Source organism: Acidovorax kalamii (assembly GCF_002245625.1).
Classification (GTDB): Bacteria; Pseudomonadota; Gammaproteobacteria; order Burkholderiales; family Burkholderiaceae_C; genus Acidovorax; species Acidovorax kalamii.
This window is the reverse complement of the sequence record NZ_NOIG01000003.1, coordinates 53,180-71,978: the sequence shown is the minus strand read 5'-3', so window position 1 is coordinate 71,978 and position 18,799 is coordinate 53,180. Positions and strand designations below refer to the sequence as shown.

General features: G+C 68.1%; 14 protein-coding genes. 6 read left to right on the top strand and 8 right to left on the bottom strand.

Features of this window, described 5'->3' with window-relative positions; all coding sequences use genetic code 11:
* Both CBY09_RS02630 and CBY09_RS02625 read left to right on the top strand, forming a co-directional pair.
* A complete protein-coding gene (locus tag CBY09_RS02630; RefSeq protein WP_094286134.1) occupies positions 1 to 915 on the top strand; it encodes a ribose-phosphate diphosphokinase in 915 nt (304 codons plus the stop codon).
* A gap of 88 nt (positions 916 to 1,003) precedes the next feature.
* Positions 1,004 to 1,606 carry an isochorismatase family protein gene (locus CBY09_RS02625; RefSeq protein ID WP_094286132.1) on the top strand — a complete coding sequence of 201 codons (603 nt, stop codon included), beginning with the start codon at positions 1,004 to 1,006 and terminating at the stop codon, positions 1,604 to 1,606.
* Positions 1,607 to 1,747: 141 nt separating this feature from the next.
* Here the strand turns inward: CBY09_RS02625 and CBY09_RS02620 are convergent, their stop codons facing one another.
* Genes CBY09_RS02620 through CBY09_RS02610 form a run of 3 tightly spaced genes read right to left on the bottom strand, consistent with a single transcriptional unit; the run spans position 1,748 to position 5,028 of the window.
* Positions 1,748 to 2,674 (bottom strand): Fe-Mn family superoxide dismutase, encoded by a 927-nt coding sequence (locus CBY09_RS02620; RefSeq protein WP_094286130.1) that lies wholly within the window; start codon positions 2,672 to 2,674, stop codon positions 1,748 to 1,750.
* Between the two features lie 30 nt (positions 2,675 to 2,704).
* Positions 2,705 to 4,081 (bottom strand): chromate efflux transporter, encoded by a 1,377-nt coding sequence (chrA, locus tag CBY09_RS02615; protein ID WP_094286128.1) that lies wholly within the window; start codon positions 4,079 to 4,081, stop codon positions 2,705 to 2,707.
* Positions 4,078 to 5,028, bottom strand: a complete 951-nt coding sequence (locus tag CBY09_RS02610; RefSeq protein WP_240515556.1) for a chromate resistance protein ChrB domain-containing protein — start codon at positions 5,026 to 5,028, stop codon at positions 4,078 to 4,080. The genes chrA and CBY09_RS02610 overlap by 4 nt, the downstream gene beginning before the upstream one ends.
* A gap of 315 nt (positions 5,029 to 5,343) precedes the next feature.
* Between CBY09_RS02610 and CBY09_RS02605 the strand changes: the two genes are divergently transcribed.
* Complete coding sequence (locus tag CBY09_RS02605; protein ID WP_094286124.1) at positions 5,344 to 7,245, top strand: propionate--CoA ligase; 1,902 nt, start codon at positions 5,344 to 5,346, stop codon at positions 7,243 to 7,245.
* A gap of 31 nt (positions 7,246 to 7,276) precedes the next feature.
* On the opposite strand, the gene CBY09_RS23430 is transcribed toward CBY09_RS02605, so the two are convergent.
* From CBY09_RS23430 to CBY09_RS02580, 5 genes are all read right to left on the bottom strand, one after another.
* A complete protein-coding gene (locus tag CBY09_RS23430) occupies positions 7,277 to 7,768 on the bottom strand; it encodes a YcxB family protein (protein WP_108723906.1) in 492 nt (163 codons plus the stop codon).
* A 79-nt stretch (positions 7,769 to 7,847) separates the two neighbouring features.
* Entirely contained in the window at positions 7,848 to 11,684 is a 3,837-nt protein-coding gene (locus CBY09_RS02595) for a GGDEF and EAL domain-containing protein (protein WP_094286120.1), read from the bottom strand.
* Positions 11,685 to 11,841: 157 nt separating this feature from the next.
* On the bottom strand, positions 11,842 to 12,768 hold the full coding sequence (locus CBY09_RS02590; protein WP_094286118.1) for a DMT family transporter: 927 nt from the start codon (positions 12,766 to 12,768) through the stop codon (positions 11,842 to 11,844).
* Positions 12,765 to 13,337 carry a methylated-DNA--[protein]-cysteine S-methyltransferase gene (locus CBY09_RS02585; RefSeq protein ID WP_094286116.1) on the bottom strand — a complete coding sequence of 191 codons (573 nt, stop codon included), beginning with the start codon at positions 13,335 to 13,337 and terminating at the stop codon, positions 12,765 to 12,767. The genes CBY09_RS02590 and CBY09_RS02585 overlap by 4 nt, the downstream gene beginning before the upstream one ends.
* Positions 13,338 to 13,415: 78 nt before the next feature.
* On the bottom strand, positions 13,416 to 14,969 hold the full coding sequence (locus CBY09_RS02580; RefSeq protein WP_094286311.1) for a DNA-3-methyladenine glycosylase 2 family protein: 1,554 nt from the start codon (positions 14,967 to 14,969) through the stop codon (positions 13,416 to 13,418).
* Positions 14,970 to 15,122: 153 nt separating this feature from the next.
* Here CBY09_RS02580 and CBY09_RS02575 point away from each other — a divergent pair, with 153 nt between their 5' ends.
* Genes CBY09_RS02575 through CBY09_RS02565 form a run of 3 tightly spaced genes read left to right on the top strand, consistent with a single transcriptional unit; the run spans position 15,123 to position 18,735 of the window.
* Complete coding sequence (locus tag CBY09_RS02575) at positions 15,123 to 16,511, top strand: phosphomannomutase/phosphoglucomutase (RefSeq protein ID WP_094286114.1); 1,389 nt, start codon at positions 15,123 to 15,125, stop codon at positions 16,509 to 16,511.
* Between the two features lie 50 nt (positions 16,512 to 16,561).
* On the top strand, positions 16,562 to 17,362 hold the full coding sequence (locus CBY09_RS02570) for a carbon-nitrogen hydrolase family protein (RefSeq protein WP_094286112.1): 801 nt from the start codon (positions 16,562 to 16,564) through the stop codon (positions 17,360 to 17,362).
* Complete coding sequence (locus CBY09_RS02565; protein ID WP_094286110.1) at positions 17,359 to 18,735, top strand: 3-deoxy-D-manno-octulosonic acid transferase; 1,377 nt, start codon at positions 17,359 to 17,361, stop codon at positions 18,733 to 18,735. The genes CBY09_RS02570 and CBY09_RS02565 overlap by 4 nt, the downstream gene beginning before the upstream one ends.
* Positions 18,736 to 18,799 lie beyond the last annotated feature (64 nt).

Genomic DNA, 18,799 nt, shown 5'->3' with positions numbered 1-18,799 from the left:
ATGACACCGCCCGAAGCCCCCTGTGTGCTGTATTTCGATGACGAAGCCGCACCTGCGCTGCGCCTGGCGCAGGCCGCCGGTTTGCCTGCCCAGGCCATCGAACGCCACCGTTTTCCCGATGGCGAACTCAAGCTGCGCCTGCCGGTGAACGAGACCACTGGCCGCCTGCCACGGCACGCCGTGCTGCTGCGCAGCCTGCACCAGCCCAACGAAAAGCTGGTGGAGCTGCTGTTGGCCGCACGCACGGCCCGCCAACTCGGCGTGCAGCACCTCACACTGGTGGCGCCGTACCTGGCCTATATGCGGCAGGACATCGCCTTCCACCCCGGTGAGGCCGTGAGCCAGCAGGTAGTGGGTAGGTTTCTGGCCGGGCTGTTCGACGCCGTCATCACCGTGGACCCGCACCTGCACCGCATCGACCGGTTGGAGCAGGCCATTCCGGTGCAGCAGACGGTGGTGCTCAGCGGTGCCGAGCCGCTGGCCGATCTGATTGCTCAACGCCGCACGAACGCGCTGCTGGTGGGGCCCGACGGCGAATCCGCCCAGTGGATTGCCCAGGCTGCCGCGCGCCACGGCTTTGACCATGCCGTCTGCACCAAGGTGCGCCATGGCGACCGCCATGTGGCCATTGAACTGCCCGCGCTCGACGCCCTGGGGAGGGCCGTGGTGCTGCTGGACGACATGGCCAGCACCGGCCGCACGCTGGCGTTGGCCGCACGGCTGCTGCTGCAGGCGGGTGCCGCCTCGGTGGATGTGGCTGTGACGCATGCGCTGTTTGCAGGCGATGCGCTGCAGGTGCTGCACGACGCCGGGGTCGGGGAGGTGTGGAGCACGGACTGCATTCCGCACCCGAGCAACGCAGTGGCCATGGCCGGGCCGCTGGCCTCGGCGCTGCAGTCCGTCCTTCGCACCTGAAAACCCCGGGCTCGGGCTGCGACAATGTGCCATTGCCTTCCTCGCTGCGCCCACCCAGCGATTCAACGAACACAGAAACGGTCCCACCATGCTGCTTGACGCCACCGAATCCCAACTCGTCCTGGTCGATTACCAGGAGCGCCTGATGCCCGCCATCCACGAAGGCCCCGCCGTGCTGGCCAACGCCCGTCGCCTGGCCGAGATCGCCCGCATGATGGATGTGCCCGTGTGGGGCACCGAGCAAAACCCCTCGCGACTGGGCGCCAACGACGCCGCGCTGCGTGCCCTGTGCCAGAAGACCCTGGCCAAGATGCACTTCAGCGCCGCCGAAGAAGGCCTGGGCGAATGGCTGCGCCCTCCCGCCAAGCCCCAGGGCGGCAACGCACGCAGCCTGCCCAAGCACCTGCAAAAGCCCGCACCGCTGGCGGCAGAGCGCGGCACCATCGTCATTGCCGGGTGTGAAGCCCATGTCTGCCTGCTGCAGACCGCGCTCGACCTGATCGACGATGAGTTTGAAGTGTGGGTGGTGACCGACGCCTGCGGCTCGCGCACCGAACGCAACCGCGACGCCGCCTTCGACCGCCTGGCCGGCGCAGGCGCCGAGCTGGTGACTACCGAGATGGTGGCGTTTGAATGGCTGGGCAGCTGCGAGCACCCGGCGTTCAAGGATGTGCTGGGGCTGATCAAGTAAATAATTGGGGGATTTTTAGCCTCCACCGCTCGTCCATTAAGCGCTGATGGCTATTGAAATAATAGCAAATCAACCCAGAGGCGGTGGGAGAGGCGCGCCGCTGAAACCCCACCGGCGATTCGGTTCATCGCCGCCTTCGATTCACCCCGCCCGCAGCGCCTCTGCCTTGGCACACACCGCGTTGCCGGAGGCGGCCCAGCCGTCTATGCCCCCTTGCAGAAAGCGTGCCTTGAAGCCCGCTGCGCGCAAGCGCAACGCAGTCGAGCGGCCGACTTCGTGCCCATAGACGCAGTACACAACCACGTCTTCGCTGGCAGACAGCTCCGGGGCCCATGTGTGGATGGCGGCAGGGTCGCGCCAGCGGGCGTTGGGGATGGCGGTGGTGGCCGCCTCGTACACACCGGCGCGGCGCACATCAATCAGTTGCGCCGCCGCTTGCGCGTCATGGATGGACGCTTGCAGTCCTTCGCTCGCGGCGTGTACTGCATGCTGGTAGCGCTCATAGATGGCGGCCCAGTGGATGTTTGCCATGAACGCATCCACATAGGCACCCGCTGCGGCACCGTGGTCAAGGTGGTAGGCATGCTCGTACATGTCCAGCGCGAGGATGGGTACACCTCCCGCCGCGACCTGGGTGTGATCGCTGGCCCACTGGTTGACGAGCGTGCCCTCGCGCGGCTGGAACACCAGCAACACCCAGCCAGAGCCGCCGCCCAATGCCTTGCCCATGGCGACGAACTCCTCGCGCCACCGCTCCACGCTGCCAAAGTTGGCCGCCAGCGCCAGCAGCATGGCGGGTGCGGGGGCAGCACCATCGCCGCCCAGGCTGGCGAAGTACAGCTCATGCAGCAGCATGGAATTGCTGGCGATCAGCTCCTCGCGCTTGAGCCCATTGATGACAAAGCCGGGCGTGGAGGCAAAGTCCAGGCCTGAGAGCTGCGCCCGGATGGCGTTGAGCCGTGCCACCGCGCCGCCATAGTTGTTCTGGTGGTGGCTGCGCAGGAGCTTTTCAGACAGGCCGGGCAGCGTGGCCGGGTCAAAAGGAAGGGCTTGAGGACGTGCTTGCATGGCGGGGCTTAGGGAGGAGGGGATGGCCGCTCAGGCCAGCCAGGGTTTGAGGAAAGTCACTGCCAGCCCCACCGCCGCGCACAGGCCCAGCAGCGGCATCACCCCCAGCTTGAAGCGGAACAGCGCCACCAGTGCGCCCACGGCGATCACTGCCGACACGGCATCAAACGCCCCGCCAAAGCCCTGGGGCCAGAGCAGGTGGTAGGCAAAAAACAGCGCGAGGTTCAGGATCACACCCACCACGGCGGCAGTGATGGCCGACAGCGGCGCGGTGAAGCCGAGCTTGCCGTGCGTGGCTTCCACCAGCGGGCCACCCGCCAGGATGAAAATGAACGAGGGCAGGAAGGTGACGAAAGTCACCACGGTGGCGGCGGCTGCGGCACCTGCAAACAGCGCATCGGGGCCCCACACCTGTTGCAGCCAGCCGCCCACAAAACCGACGAAGGCCACCACCATGATCAGCGGGCCCGGGGTGGTCTCGCCCAGCGCCAGGCCGTCGATCATCTGCGGCCCGCTGAGCCACTGGTAGTGCTCCACCGCGCCCTGGTACACATAGGGCAGCACGGCATAGGCACCGCCAAAGGTGAGCAACGCAGCCTTGGTGAAAAACCAGCCCATCTGCGTGAGCGTGCCTTGCCAGCCCTGCGTAGCCACCAGCAAGCCCATGGTTGTCAGCCACAGCGCCAGCCCCGCCGCCAGCACCTTGGCCAGGTGGCTGCGCGAGAAGCGCGCGTGGGCGGGTGTGGGGGTGTCGTCATCGATCACAGCCGGGCCGTAGCCCTGGTGCCCATTGGCATGGCCGCCCCCCAGGGCGAACACCGCAGGCCAGCGCTGCGCGCCAAAGTAGCCGATGAGGCCCGCCGCGAGCACGATGGCGGGGAAGGGCGTGTCGAACGCAAAAATGGCGACAAAAGACGCAGCGGCAATGCCCCACATCCAGCCGTTCTTGAGAGCGCGGGTGCCGATGCGGTGCGCGGCATGCAGCACCAGCGCCGTCACGGCCGGCTTGATGCCGTAGAAGATGCCCGCCACCACCGGTACATCGCCAAAACGCAGGTACACCCACGACAGCCCGATCAGGATGAACAGCGAAGGCAGCACAAACAAGGCCCCGGCCACGATGCCACCCCAGGTGCGGTGCATGAGCCAGCCGATGTAGGTGGCCAGCTGCTGGGCCTCGGGGCCGGGCAGCAGCATGCAGTAGTTGAGGGCATGCAGAAAGCGCTTTTCGCTGATCCAGCGGCGGCGCTCCACCAGCTCGGTGTGCATGATCGCGATCTGGCCTGCCGGGCCGCCAAAGCTGATGAAGCCCAGCTTGAGCCAGAACAGGAAGGCCGCACCAAAGGTTGCGGGAGCGGGGCGCTCCAGCGCGACGGGGGCGTCGGCAGAAGAAGTGTGGGGGGTCATGGGGCGGCGCCGGGCACAGTGGATGGTGAGGGTGGGGACGGCGGGGGCACTGCATACAAGGCGTCAAACACCTGTGCAGCGACCTGGGTGAGGGTGTCGTCGTCGGCATGCACTTCGCGCAGGCCAGCCAGCACAGCCTCCAGCCCGGCGGCCTCGGGCACGGGCATGCCTCCCGCGTCCAGGTAATGCACGGCGCGGGCCAGGCGCTGAAGGCGGGGGTCGGTTTCGAGCCCGAAGCTGGCAATCAGCACCTCGAAGGTCACCAGGGCGCCCACATGGGTGAACCGGGCACCGTCATAGTCAAAGCCCAGCACATCGGCGGGTGCTGAGGCTGGGTCGGTCAGCCACACCCACTGTGCACCCGGGTCGATGAAGCGGCGAATCAGCCAGGCGCTGGCCAGGCGGTCCACCCAGGGCCGGGCGCGGGTCGCCCAACGCTGGTTCTGGAACTGGGCGGCGTCCAGGCGCGGGATGCCATGGGCGGGCAGGGCGGCGGGCTCCCCGCGTGAGAAGCAGGCGTCCAGTGCCTGGCGCAGGCTGGTCAGGTCGGCGTCGGCCTGTGCGGCGGCGGCTCCGGGGTAGTAGTCGGTGCGGTGCAGCGCCTGTAGCGCGTCGGCAATGCTGCGCAGGCGGCGGCGGGCGTCGGTTTCGGTGAGCTGCGGCAGCTCGGACTGAAAGGTGGTGGCTGTGTCCCGCCACTGTGTGAAAGCCTCGGTGCGGTCGAACAGCGCTTCGATTTCCTGGCGCTGTGTGGTGTCGTTGGCCGTCAGGGTCAGCACCATGGCCGTGCCGCCATGCTCCCGCACCTCGGCTGCAATCGGGGCCAGCAGGCCTGCGTGTTCTTGCGGCAGCAGGTAGGCGCCGTCGCGCAGGGCGGCGCAGCCCAGTGCCTTGAGATTGCGCCACACACGCAGCCGTACGGCGTTGGGCTGTGTAGGCAGAGTCATGATGAGGGCGGACCACATGAATGAAGTATATGCTTTACTTTGTGAAATATATATTTCTATTTTTGATATCGTTCTAGTCAAAGAATCCTTGCGTGCGAGATGCTTCAGGGTCTACAAGGCGGGGGAGGACTGGCGTGGCCAGCGTGCAAGGGGCGGGAGGGCGCAAGGATACGTGGCGCAGCAGCAGGAGCAAGGCGCTGATCACAGTGCATTCAGCGCCGCAACGTCAGTTTGCCGCAAGCCCGTCATGAATAATTATGAATTCAAAACCTGCTGTCCTGGCAGGGCGAGAGAGATGCCGAGGAGACACCCACAATGACCGCACACAGCACCTACGCCGACTTCTACCGCCAGTCCATCGACCACCGCGACGCCTTCTGGGGCGAGCAGGCGAAGCTGATCGACTGGAAGACGCCGCCCCAGCAGGTGTGCGACTACAGCAACCCGCCGTTTGCCAAATGGTTTGTGGGCGGCACCACCAACCTGTGCCACAACGCGGTAGACCGCCACCTGGCCACGCGCGCCAGCCAGGCCGCGCTGGTGGCCATCTCCACCGAAACCGACACCGAACGCAGCTACAGCTTTGCCGAGCTGCATGCTGAAGTACAGCGCATGGCGGCCGTGCTGCAAGGCCTGGGCGTGAAGAAGGGCGACCGCGTGCTCATCTACATGCCCATGATTGCCGAGGCTGCCTTTGCCATGCTGGCCTGCGTGCGCATTGGCGCGCTGCACTCGGTGGTGTTTGGTGGCTTTGCCTCGGGCTCGCTGGCCTCACGCATCGAAGACGCCGAGCCCGTGGCCGTGGTCAGCGCCGATGCCGGGTCGCGTGGCGGCAAGGTGGTGCCCTACAAGCCGCTGCTGGACGAGGCCATTGCGCTCTCCAAACACAAACCCGCCGCTGTATTGATGGTGAACCGGGGCCTGGCCCCCATGCACCTGCAGCCGGGCCGCGACCATGAGTGGGCGCCGCTGCGCGAGCAGCACCTGAACACCGCGGTGCCCTGCGAGTGGGTCGAGTCCACCCATCCCAGCTACACCCTGTACACCAGCGGCACCACGGGCAAGCCCAAGGGCGTGCAGCGCGACACCGGCGGCTACGCCGTGGCGCTGGCCGCCAGCATGAAGCACATCTTCGATGCCAAGCCCGGGGAGGTGTACTTCGCGACCAGCGACATCGGCTGGGTGGTGGGGCACAGCTACATCATCTACGGGCCGCTGCTGGCCGGCATGACCACCATCCTGTACGAGGGCTTGCCGATCCGGCCCGATGCGGGTGTGTGGTGGAGCATTGTCGAGAAGTACCAGGTCACGCACATGTTCTCGGCCCCCACGGCGGTGCGGGTGCTCAAAAAGCAGGATCCGGCCTTCCTCACCCAGTACAACGTGAAAAGCCTCAAGGCCCTGTGGCTCGCGGGCGAGCCGGTGGACGAACCCACGGCACGCTGGATTGGCGCGGCGCTGAACATCCCCATCATCGACAACTACTGGCAGACTGAAACCGGCTGGCCCATCCTGGCGGTGGCCAACGGCATCGAAGCCAACGCCGCGCGCTGGGGCAGCCCGGGCAAGGCGGTCTATGGTTACCACGTCAAGCTGCTCGACGAGGCCACGGGCGAGGAACTGACCGGGCCCAACCAAAAGGGCGTGGTCGCCATCGAGGGCCCGCTGCCGCCCGGCTGCATGCAGACCGTGTGGCGCGACGACGCCCGCTTTGTGAACACCTACTGGAAGAGCATCCCCGGCCGCCTGATCTACAGCACCTTTGACTGGGGCATCCGCGACGCCGACGGCTACCACTTCATCCTGGGCCGCACCGACGACGTGATCAACGTGGCCGGCCACCGCCTGGGCACGCGCGAAATCGAGGAAAGCATTGCCTCGCATCCCAACATCGCCGAAGTGGCCGTGGTGGGCGTGGCCGACAGCCTCAAGGGCCAGGTCGCCATGGCGTTTGCCGTGGCGCGCGATGCCTCAGGCCTGACGGACGACGCTGCGCGCCTCAAGCTCGAAGGCGAGGTGATGAAACAGGTGGACGGCCAGCTCGGCGCCGTGGCCCGACCGGCGCGCGTGTACTTTGTGACGGTTTTGCCCAAGACCCGCAGCGGCAAGCTGCTGCGCCGCGCCCTGCAGGCCGTGGCCGAGCGGCGTGATCCGGGCGATTTGACGACGATGGAAGATCCGGCTGCGTTGCAGCAGGTGAAGGAGCTGGTGGGGTAAACAGAGCGCCTATTTTTACTGTGATTCAGGGTTATCGGATACGCCCACCCGATGCTTGGATTCGGTCCGTGACGAGGGCCTGCATTTCCGGTGACAGATCGGCCACAGGCAGCGTGCTGAACTGCGCAGGCGAAAACATTAAAAGCCACACCCGCTCGAACTGCCAGAGTTCCTTCACGCTTGACCATGGCAGGGTGGCGGCGCCAGCACCCGAGACAAAAGTAAATGCGTCGGTATCTGCCCTCATCGTGGCCGATGGGGAGCCCATGCTTCGCAGTTTGGCGATGGCATTTCGGTAGTGAACTACGTAGATGGTCGCGCAAAGCAACAACCCCATTGCTGCGATTGTTCCCATAACACCGGTTTGCCAAGAATGGTCTCCGCGTGCGACCAGGATGCCGCACCAAACGGCAAGCGCACAAACGACAAGAAGAGTTCTTTTCCCTACCGTACGACGCCAAAAGCATGCAACCGCATGGCGAACGAGGTCCTGGTCAAAGTGCAAGGTCGTTTCCAATGGCATGGCGGATTCGGGGTGAGTCGTTGGATGGTGCTCCGTTCAACCTCGGAGAGCACTTGAAGTGAAAGAAACTGAAAATTGATCAAACCGGCCGGTTCCGCTGCCACCCCGCCGGCGGCTGCCACCCCGGCGTCCAGCCGATGAAGTCTTCCAGCGGCATGGGCCGGGCGATGCAGTAGCCCTGGGCCTGGGTGCAACCCAGTTGCAGCAGCATCTGGCCTTGTTCCACGGTTTCCACGCCTTCGGCGATCACGCGGTAGCCGAACGAGCGGGCCAGGCCGATCACACCCTGCACGATGGCCAGGTCGCCGGGGTCGCCCATCATGCCGTGCACAAAACTCTGGTCGATCTTGAGCGTGTCCATAGGCAGGCGGCGCAGGTAGGTGAGGGACGAGTAGCCTGTGCCAAAGTCATCCAGCGACACCGTCACGCCCATGGCGCGCAGTTCGGTCAGGGTGGCGGCCACAGCCGACAGGTCGTACAGCGCGGCGCTTTCGGTGATCTCGATCTCGACCAGGTGCGTGGGCACCTTGGGGTGGCGCGCCAGGCATTGGGCCATCCAGCGGGCAAAGCCGGGCTGCTGCAGGTGCTGGGCGGCGATGTTGATGCTCAGCGGCATGGGCAGGCCCCGGTCCTGCAGCTGCTCCAGCACCGTGAGCGCAGCCTCGGCCACCCATTCGCCAAAGCCGATCTCCAGCTCGGTGCCCTGCAGCAGCGGCAGGAAATCGCCTGGCGGCACCAGGCCACGCTCGGGGTGCTGCCAGCGCGAGAGCACTTCGGCGCCGACCACGGTGCCGCTGCGCATGTCCACCTTGGGCTGCAGGTACAGGGTGAACTGCGCGTCTGCCAGCGCGTCGCGCAGGTGGCGGCCCTGGGCCCGCCGCAGCTGCACCGAGCGCTCCTGTTCCGCATCGAACTGGTGAAAGCGGTTGCGCCCGGCCTGTTTGGCGGCGTACATGGCCTGGTCGGCATGGCGCAGCAGGGCGTCGGCATCGGCGTCGTCCTGCGGAAACACGGTGTAGCCAATGCTGGCCGTGACGACCACCCGCTCGGCATCCAGCGTGTAGGGGGCCGAGATGCTTTCCATCACGCGTTCGAGCAGGCGCTCGCAGTCGCTGACCGAGCCCAGCCCGGGCATGAGGATCACGAACTCGTCGCCGCCCAGGCGTGCCACACAGTCCAGCCCCCGCAGCGCCCGGGTGAGGCGGCCCGCCACCACCACCAGCAAGCGGTCACCCGCGCCATGGCCCAGGCGGTCGTTCACAGGCTTGAAGCCGTCCAGGTCGAGGTAGGCCACGCCCAGCTGGGTGCCGTTCTCGCGGGCCAGGTCCATGCTTTCCTGCAGCTTGCGCGCCAGCAGCACGCGGTTGGGCAGGCCGGTGAGGGCATCGAACAGCGCCAGCCGCTGCAGCATGACTTCCTGCTCGCGCTGGGGGGTCACGTCGATGGCCACGCCCAGCATGCGGGCGGGGTTGCCGTGGCTGTCAAACCCCACGATCTTGCCCAGGTTGCGCACCCAGCGGGTGGCTTCGCCGGGCGGGTTCACGCGCCAGGTGGCATCAAATGGAGTGCCCGGGTTGGTGGTGTGGCGCGCCAGTTCAGCCTGGATGCGTTCGATGTCATCGGCCGCAACGGCGTTGGTCCACTGCACCGACAAGGGCGCGTTGCCAGGGGCCTCCAGGCCGCGCATGGCACGCCAGCGGCTGTCGCCCGTGACCAGGCCGGTCTGCAGGTTCCAGTCCCACCGCCCCAGCGACGCGGCGGAGAAGGTGAGCGACAGCAGCTCCTCGCGCTCGCGCACCTGTTCCTCCTCGCGCTTTCGGTCGGTGATGTCGTGCACCGAGAACAGCCAGCAGGGCTGGCCGTCGAATTCGGTCGCGCGCATGGACTGCAACACCGTGCGGGGTAGGCCGCCACGCACGTTCAGCGTCATTTCGTGGTCGCTGACCTGGCCGCTGGCGTCCACCTGGTCGATAAGGTGCTGGCGCTCTTCGGACGTGAAGATGCCCAGCTCGATGCCCGTGCGGCCAATCGCCTCATTGCGCGGGATGCCCAGCATCTCGACCCAGGCGGGGTTGATGTCCACATACTGACCGTTGCTGCGCCGGGACAGCCCCATGGGGTAGGGCATGAGGTGGAAAATGCGCGAAAAGCGCTCTTCGGACTGGCGCAGGCGCTGCTCGGCGCGTTTGGCCTCGTCGATGTCCTGCATCACGCCGCGCACGCTCACCACCCGGCCGTTTTCGATCACGGGCTCGCCGCGTGCGCGTATCCACAGCAGGTGGCCGTCGGCGTGCTGCACCTCCATCTCCATGCTCCAGGCGGTGCGCGAGCGAATGCTTTCGCGGAACCTTTCGCGCAGCGCCTCGCGGTAGGCGGGGGCCACATGCCGGTCGATGTAGTCGCCGGGCGGCGGCTGGCCGGGGTCCAGGCCATGGATGTCAAAACACGTTTCCGACCAGTACACCAACCCCTTGCCGCGTTCGTCCTCCCAGGCGCCCAGGCGGGCCAGGCGGCCGGCCTGCTGCAGCTGGTTGTTCAGCGCCCGAAGTTCGTCGCTGGTGCGTTGGGCTTCGGTCATGTCGTGGAAAACGAAAACAAAGCAGTTTTCGCCATCCACAAGCACGGAGCGTGCCGACATCAGGCCCGGGATGCGCACGCCGTTGCTCTGCGCCACCAGCGGCAGGCGGTCCACCTTGCCGTCGCGCTTGAAGGCTTCGATGAGCCGCTTGCGCTCCTGCTCGGTGGCCCAGATCTGCAGCTCGGTTGAGGTGCGCCCGAGCACCTCCTCGCGCGGGCGGCCCAGCACCTCGCAGAAGGCCGGGTTCACGTCCACATAGCGGCCGTCCGAAATGCGCGATATGCCCGCCGGGTCGGGCAGCGTCTGGTAGAAGGTGGTGTACTTGGCTTCGGACGAGCGCAGCGCGTCCTCGGCCGCGCGGTGGGCGGTGATGTCCACGTCCATGCCGATCAACGCGGTGGGCCTGCCCTGTGCGTCGCGGCGCGACACGGTGCCGCGCGACATCAGCCAGCGCCAGCGGCCTTCCGTGTCCCGCACGCGGAACTCGGCCTCATAGCTTTCCTCCAGCCCGTCCATGGCACGCGCCAGCTTGGCGGCATTGCGCTCGGCGTCGGCCGGGTGGCGCCGGGCATACCAGCGTGTCCACAGGTCGGGGGCGTCGGCATCGGCCTGGGTGATGCCGTAGGCCTCATAAAAGTGGCCATCGCAGCGGAAGCGGCGCTCCAGCACATCCCATTCCCAATGCCCGCCGCCCAGCGAGTCAAGGGCCAGGCGCAACTGCTGCTCGCGCTCTTCCAGCGTGCGGTGTGCCTGCTCCAGCGCCACCACCGACTGCGCCTTGCCCACCAGCAGCTGCCGGCCCGTGCCCAGGATGAGCATGCCCGCACCGTGGTACCAGGGCAGCTGCCGCAGCCAGTCGATGGCCGGGCCCGGCACCGGGGCACCGCCCGTGGCCACCAGGCACAGCGAGACCACAAGGGGCAGGGTGACCGCCATGCCCGCAATGGCCAGCCAGGGGTTGGCGCCAGGGCGGGCATCCACCGTGCGCCACAGCGCGCCCAAGGCGGCCGCCCCCGCCAGCGTGGCCAGGCCTGCCAGCCAGACAGCGCCCTCGCTCCAGACCATGGCCAGCAGCGCCAGGACGGCGGTGATCACCGCTGCGATGGGCCCGAAATACAAGGTCATGAATGCGGTGGCCGTGGGGTAGGCCACCACCCCCAGCTCGGGCGCGTTCAGGTTGAGCACCACCAGCACCAGGGCGGACACCACGCCGCCAGTCACACCCACCAGCACCTGCGTGCGGCGGGAGGGGGTCAGGATTTCGGTCGGTTGCAGGTGCGCGAGCACCAGCACCATCAGGAGCAGCAGTCCGCCAGCCAGCAGTGCGTTATGGGCCATGGTGAACGGCCCGCGCCAGAGAGAGCGTTGGCTCAGGGCAGGGGCGTGTGCTCAACCTCCCGGGCAGGGCGCACAGGCACGCCTCCAACCCGGTGTCTCGCCACGGCACAGCCGTGGGGTAAGAGCATGAACCCGGCGCAGAAACCATGCACCGAGTTTAGGCGCGTTCGGCAGTGGTGGCGGGGACACCGCGCCCCCTGATAAGCCCGGTTGACAACATCGTGCCGCACACAATCACCAGGGCGCAGCCAATCATCCAGGGCGTGATGGTTTCACCCAGGAACAGCGCGCCATACAGCACCGCGAACACCGGTGTGATGAAGGTCACGGCCAGGGCGCGGCTGGGGCCTGCGCTGGCAATGAGGCGGAAGTACAGGATGTACGCAATGCCGGTGCACAACACGGCAATGGCCACGATGGCGCCCCAGGCGCGCAGCCCGGGCATCTGCGCAGGCCACAACCAGAGCGTGGGCAGCGCCAGGCCCAGCGCCGCACCCAGCTGGCTGCCCGTGGCCGTGGCCAGGGGCGGGATGTCTGTGAGGTGGCGCCGCGCAAAACTGGCCGACAGCCCATAGAACGCCGAGGCCAGCAGGCAGGCGCCGATCGCCCAGGCGGCACTGTCGGTCTTGAAGCCCGTGCCCGCAGGCGCGCGCCAGGCCAGCAGGGCCACCCCGGCAAAGCCTAGCGCCAGCCCCACCCAGCGCAGCCGGTTGATGCGGTCGCCCAGCCACAGCCAGGCCACCAGCGCGCCAAACAGTGGCACTGTGGCGTTCAGGATGGACGCCAGCCCGGTCTGGATGTGCAACACGGCCCAGCCGAAGAGGGCAAACGGAATGGCCGAGTTGATGACACCAGCCAGCATGATGGGGCGCCAATGCTGGCGAAACGCCGCATAGTGGCCCTGGCGCAGCATGATCGGCCACAGGAAGACGGCAGCCAGCCCCACGCGAAGGCCCACCATGGGCAGGGGCCCGAACTCCGAGGCGCCCATGCGCATGAACAAGAACGACGCACCCCACAGCGCCGCCAGCAGGATGAATTCGGCGATCCAGCTGGAGACGGGCTGTTGGCCGGATGGGGTCATGACATGCCTTTCACTGTTGTCTGGCCTGGGGTGTGAGGGAGAAGGGATGGCTGGGCCGGTGCCAGCGCATTCTCCAGCGTCAGCAGCGCGGCCTTGCGGTCCAGCCCGCCAGCGTAACCGGTCAGGCTGCCGTCGGCACCCAGCACGCGGTGGCAAGGCACGACCACGGAGAGCGGGTTGCGCCCCACGGCAGCGCCCACCGCCCGTACGGCGCGCGGGCGGCCCAGGTGCTGGCTCAGCTCGCCATAGCTGCGCGTGGCGCCCCGGCCAATGGCCAGCAGGGCCTGCCAGACCGCTTGCTGGAAGGGCGTACCACCCGACAGGTCCAGCGGCAGATCAAAGCCATCGCGTTCGCCGCACAGGTACTGCTGCAGCTGGCTGGCGGCCGCCTGCAGCAGCGGGTGGCCGTCCGCCTCGGCCCAGGCGGCGCTGCCATAGAGCTGCTGGCTGGGCTCGTGGCGCTGGCCTTCGAACCAGATGCCGCACAGGCCGGTGGGCGAGGCGGCCAGGCGCACTGGCCCAAGGGCCGTGTCCGCGCGGGCTTGCACGGTGTGGGGGTGGTATTGCATGGCGGTTGTCTGTGCTTTTTCGGTAAAAAAGGGCCTCTGCGCGCGATGGGTAAGCGCTAGTAGCTATTGTTTTGATAGCTATTGGGGCAATGCAGCCCACGCGCGCAGCACGGCGTAGCTGCGCCAGGGGCGCCAGGGTTCGGATGCCGCAGTGGCCGCCCGGGCCGGGTTCTTCTGGCCCTGTACGCCCAGCGCCTTGTGCAGCGCCACGTCCCCGGCCGGGAAGGCATCGGGCCAGCGCAGCACGCGCATGGCGATGTACTGCGCCGTCCAGTCGCCAATGCCCGGCAGCGCACACAGCGCGGCCGTGGTGCTGGCCACATCGGCGCCTGCGTGCAGGGCGAGGCCACCACTGTCCACGGCCCGGGCCAGCGCGACGATGGCCGCCTGACGCTGGCGCACGATGCCCAGCTGGCCCAGGGTGTCGCCTTCGGCGACGGCCAGCGTGGCGGCGGTGGGGAACAGGCGGTTCAGCCCGGGCCAGGGCGTTTCGATGGGCTCGCCCAGCCGCTCCACCAACCGCTGGCCCAGGGTGCGTGCAGCGGCCACGGTGATCTGCTGGCCCAGCACGGCACGCACGGCGAGCTCAAAGCCGTCGAACGCGCCGGGCACGCGCAGGCCGTCCCCGTTGGGGAAGGCGCTGTGCAGCACGGTGTTGATGGCGGCCGGGTCGGCGTCCAGATCCAGCATGGCGCGCACGCGGCGGATCACCAGCGGCAGCACGGGGTACAGGCTGTCGCTGGTCTGCAGCAGCACCTGGTGGCGCGCCACGTCAAAACGGGCGCTGAACCAGCCGGTGGTCTCCTGGCCCAGGCCGGTGACGCTGGCGGGCAGGCGCACTGTGCGGCGCAGGGTGGCCACTTCGGGCAGCACCCATTCCACGCCATGGAACTGCCGCCGTTCAAAAAACGCCAGCAGCGCCGCCACATCAAACGGTGGCCGCCAGGCCAGGCGCAGCAGCGTGCTGCCGCCTTCGGTCGCTGCCGATGCGGCCGTGGTGGTGCCGCTGCGCCGCAGCTGGGTGGGGTTGAGCCCGTAGTGCCCCGCAAACGCCGCGTTGAAGCGCCGCACGCTGGCAAAGCCGCTGGCCAGCGCCACCTGCGTGACGGGCATGCGCGTGTCGGTGAGCAGTTGTTTGGCCGTGAGCAGGCGGCGGGTCTGCAGGTATTGCAGGGGTGACACGCCCAGGGCCGCTTCAAAAATGCGGCGCAGGTGCCGGTCGCTCACGCCCAGGCGCTCGGCCAGGCGGGCCACGGTGGCGCTGCCTTCGCCCGGTGCGGGGGGGGTGGGCCAGAGGTCGGGCGCATCCAGCAGGCGCACGGCCTGCTGCACCAGGATGCTGCTTGCGTCCTGCACCGACCACACCAGCGCCTGGGGCGCCAGCTCGGGCCGACAGCGCAGGCAGGGGCGAAAACCCGCGTGTTCGGCCTGCGCGGCCAGTGCAAAAAAGCGGCAGTTCTCGCGCCGGGGCGCGCGCACGGCGCACACCGGGCGGCAGTAGATGCCGGTGGACGTCACGGCCGTGAAGAAGTGCCCGTCAAAGCGCGCGTCCCGGGCCAGCACGGCCAGGTAGCGTCCCTCGTCCGAGGGGGTGTCGGCGCCGGGCGCAGCGGGCAGGGGAGGCAAGGTCATGGGCTGGATCATAGAGAGCGGGCCCGGCTGCACTGGCCGTTTTCGGACATGTGCCTGAGGGCGCTCCGATGGAGCGGGCAGGGGAAGCCCGGGCAGGGGCCCCGCCTACAATGCAGCCGGCTCTTCAACACCCATCGCTAAAGGTCTTTCGACGTGCAACCGACGCCCGCCATTTTCAAAGCCTACGACATCCGTGGCATCGTGCCCTCCACCCTGAACGAAGAAGTCGCCCTGGGCTTGGGCCGGGCCTTTGGCACCGCCGCCCGCGCCGAGGGGCAGACCACGGTGGCCGTGGGGCGCGACGGGCGCCTGTCGGGCCCCGCCATGTCGGCGGCGCTCATCCAGGGGCTGGTGGAGGCGGGCATCGAAGTGATCGACGTGGGCCTGGTCACCACGCCGCTTTTGTACTTTGCGGCCAGCACGCTGTGCAACAGCGGCATCCAGGTCACGGGTAGCCACAACCCCAAGGACTACAACGGCTTCAAGATGGTGCTGAATGGCCGCGCTATCTATGGCGAAGAAATCCAGGGCCTGCGCCGCACCATGGAACAGGAAAGCTGGCAGCTGCTGCCCGGCGGCTCGGTGCGCAGCGTGGATGTGCTGCCCACCTACCGCGAACGCATCGTGGGCGACGTGAAGCTGGCCCGCCCCATGAAGATTGTGGTGGACTGCGGCAACGGCATCGCGGGCGCCTCGGCCCCGGCCATCTTCCGGGCCCTGGGCTGCGAGGTGATCGAGCTGTTCTCCGAGGTGGACGGCAACTTCCCCAACCACCACCCCGACCCGAGCAAGCCCGAGAACCTGCGCGACCTGATCGATGCCCTGAAGACCAGCGACGCAGAACTGGGCCTGGCCTTTGACGGCGACGGCGACCGCCTGGGCATCGTGACCAAGGACGGCACCAACATCTTCCCTGACCGCCAGATGATGCTGTTTGCGCAGGACGTGCTCTCTCGCGTGCCCGGCGGCGAGATCATCTTTGACGTGAAGTGCACCCAACGCCTGGCGCCTGCCGTGGCGGCCGCTGGCGGCGTGCCGGTGATGTTCAAGACCGGCCACTCGCTCATCAAGGCCCGCATGAAGGAGACCAACTCCCCACTGGGCGGCGAGATGAGCGGCCATATCTTCTTCAAGGAGCGCTGGTACGGCTTTGACGACGGCACCTATGCGGGCTGCCGCCTGCTGGAGATTTTGAGCAAGTCCCAGGACCCGAGCGCCGTGCTCAACGCGCTGCCCACCAGCTTCTCGACGCCCGAACTGAACGTGGCCTGCGCCGAGGGCGAACCCCACCGGCTTACGGCCGAGCTGCAGGCCCTGGCCGCAGGCCAGTTTGCCGGGCCCGCCACGGTGAGCACCATCGACGGCCTGCGTGTGGACTGGCCCGACGGTTTTGGCCTGATCCGCGCCAGCAACACCACGCCCGTGCTGGTGCTGCGCTTTGAAGGCCACACCCCCGAGGCGCTGGCGCGCATCGAGGCCGCCATGCTGGCGCTGCTGCACAAGGTCAAGCCCGACGCCCATGTGGGCGCGGCCAGCCACTGAGCGCGCTTCGATAAGTCCGTATTCGCCACCTTCCTGACCGAGCTGCCCGCGTGAACAACCCCACCGTGTCCACCCCCCTGCGCATCGCCGCTGCACAGTCGCCGTCCGTCCCCGGGGACGTGGCCCGCAATGTGTTGATCCACCTGGCTTTTGTGCGGGTGGCAGCCAGCGAGGGCGTGCAGGTGCTGGTGTTCCCCGAACTGTCGCTCACCGGCTACGAGCCCGCAGTGCTGGCCGCCAACGTGCTGGATGCCGACCATGCAGCGCTGGCCCCCCTGCGTCAGGCTGCGCGCGAGCAGGGCATGGCCATCGTGGTGGGTGGGCCCGCAGCGCCCGTGCAGGCGGGCGCCTTGCCTGCGATTGGCGCCTGGGTGCTGGCACCCGATGGCAGCGTGGCGCTGTACCGCAAGCGGCACCTGCACACCAGCGAAGAGCGTTTTGCCAGTGCGGGCACCCACGACGCGCAGGTGCATCTGCTCGCGGGCGAGCCCACGGGCATGGCGGTGTGTGCAGACATCACCCACCCTGAACACGCCCGTGCCGCGCATGGCGCAGGCGCAGCGCTGTATGCGGCCGGGGCCCTGATCAGCCACCAGGGCTACGGCCCCGAATCGGCATTGCTGCAGGACTACGCACGCGAGCACGCCATGGCCGTGCTGCTGGCCAACTACAGCGGGCCGTCCGGCGGCTACGTCAGCGCGGGCCGCAGCGCGGTCTGGGAGCCCGGCGGCCGCTGCGTGGTGGCGGCCGAGGGCGATGCGCCCTGCATCGTCTGGGCTGCCCGGGGCGACTGCGGCTGGAGTGGCGGCGTGGTGGCCGTGGACCTCCAGCACCTGGCCGCCGTGGCATGAACCCCGCCCGCGCCCTGTACTCGGTGGTGACCTGGGGCGCCCAGCCCCTGCTGCGCCGCAAGCTGCGCCGCCGCGCCAAGGCCGAGCCAGGGTACGGTGTCGCCATTGGCGAGCGATTTGGCCGCTATCCCGCGCCCATCGACAGCCTGATGATGCACAGCGGCTCCGACCCGCTGGGCCGGTTTGTATGGATCCATGCGGTATCCCTGGGCGAAACGCGGGCCGCAGCCATCCTGCTGGCCGCGTTGCGCGAGCAGTTGCCCGGCATGCGCCTGCTGCTCACCCACGGCACCGCCACCGGCCGGGCCGAAGGCGAAAAGCTGCTGCAGCCCGGCGACGTGCAGGTATGGCAGCCCTGGGACACCCCCGGCGCCGTGTCGCGGTTCCTGCGCAAGTTCCGCCCGGCCATCGGCATCCTGATGGAGACCGAGGTCTGGCCCAACCTGGTGGCCGGCTGCCGCGCGCACAGGGTGCCACTGGTGCTGGCCAATGCGCGGCTCAATGCCAAATCCCTGCGCAACGCGCAGCGCCTGGCCGCACTGGCGCGCCCCGCCTACAGCAACCTGGCCGCCGTCTGGGCCCAGACCGAGGACGACGCCCAGCGGCTGCGTGCCATCGGCGCACGGGTGGCAGGCGTGTTCGGCAACCTCAAGTTCGACGTGGTGCCCGACGCCGCCCAACTGGCGCAGGGCCGCAGCTGGCGCGCACAGGCGCAGCGCCCCGTGGTCATGCTCGCCAGCAGCCGCGAAGGTGAAGAGGCGCTGTGGCTGGAAAAATTGAGGTCAAAAACGGCCTCTGCGAGCGTCCAGCTTGCCCAAGCCGCTATCAATAGTGAAGCACCATCGACTGAGGATAGAGAGGACGCCGCACGCACCGTACACCCCGTGCAGTGGCTCATCGTGCCACGCCACCCGCAGCGTTTTGACGAGGTGCACCAGCTGCTGCTGCAGGCAGGCCTCACCGTGTCCCGCCGCAGCACCTGGACGGGCGCACCCGGCGCCGCCGACGTATGGCTGGGCGACTCGCTGGGCGAGATGGCGCTGTACTACGGCCTGGCCCATGTCGCCATGCTGGGCGGCAGTTTTGCCCCGCTGGGGGGGCAGAACCTCATCGAAGCCGCCGCCTGCGGCTGCCCGGTGGTGCTGGGGCCCCACACCTTCAACTTTGCCGAGGCGGCCGAACTGGCCTGCGCCGCTGGCGCTGCGCAACGCGTTGGCGACATGGCCGAGGGCATCGCCCAGGCCACAGGTCTGGCCCTGGACCCGGCCGCCCACGCGGCGGCCAGTGAGCGCGCCAGCCGCTTTTCCACCGCCCACCGGGGGGCGGCGCAGGCCACGGCGCAGGCCGTGCTGGGCCTGGTGCAGCGCCGGTGACGGCTTGGCGCCCGTGAAACACGGGCCGCCCATCATCGGCTTGCCATCGCTTGATTGCGGCAGA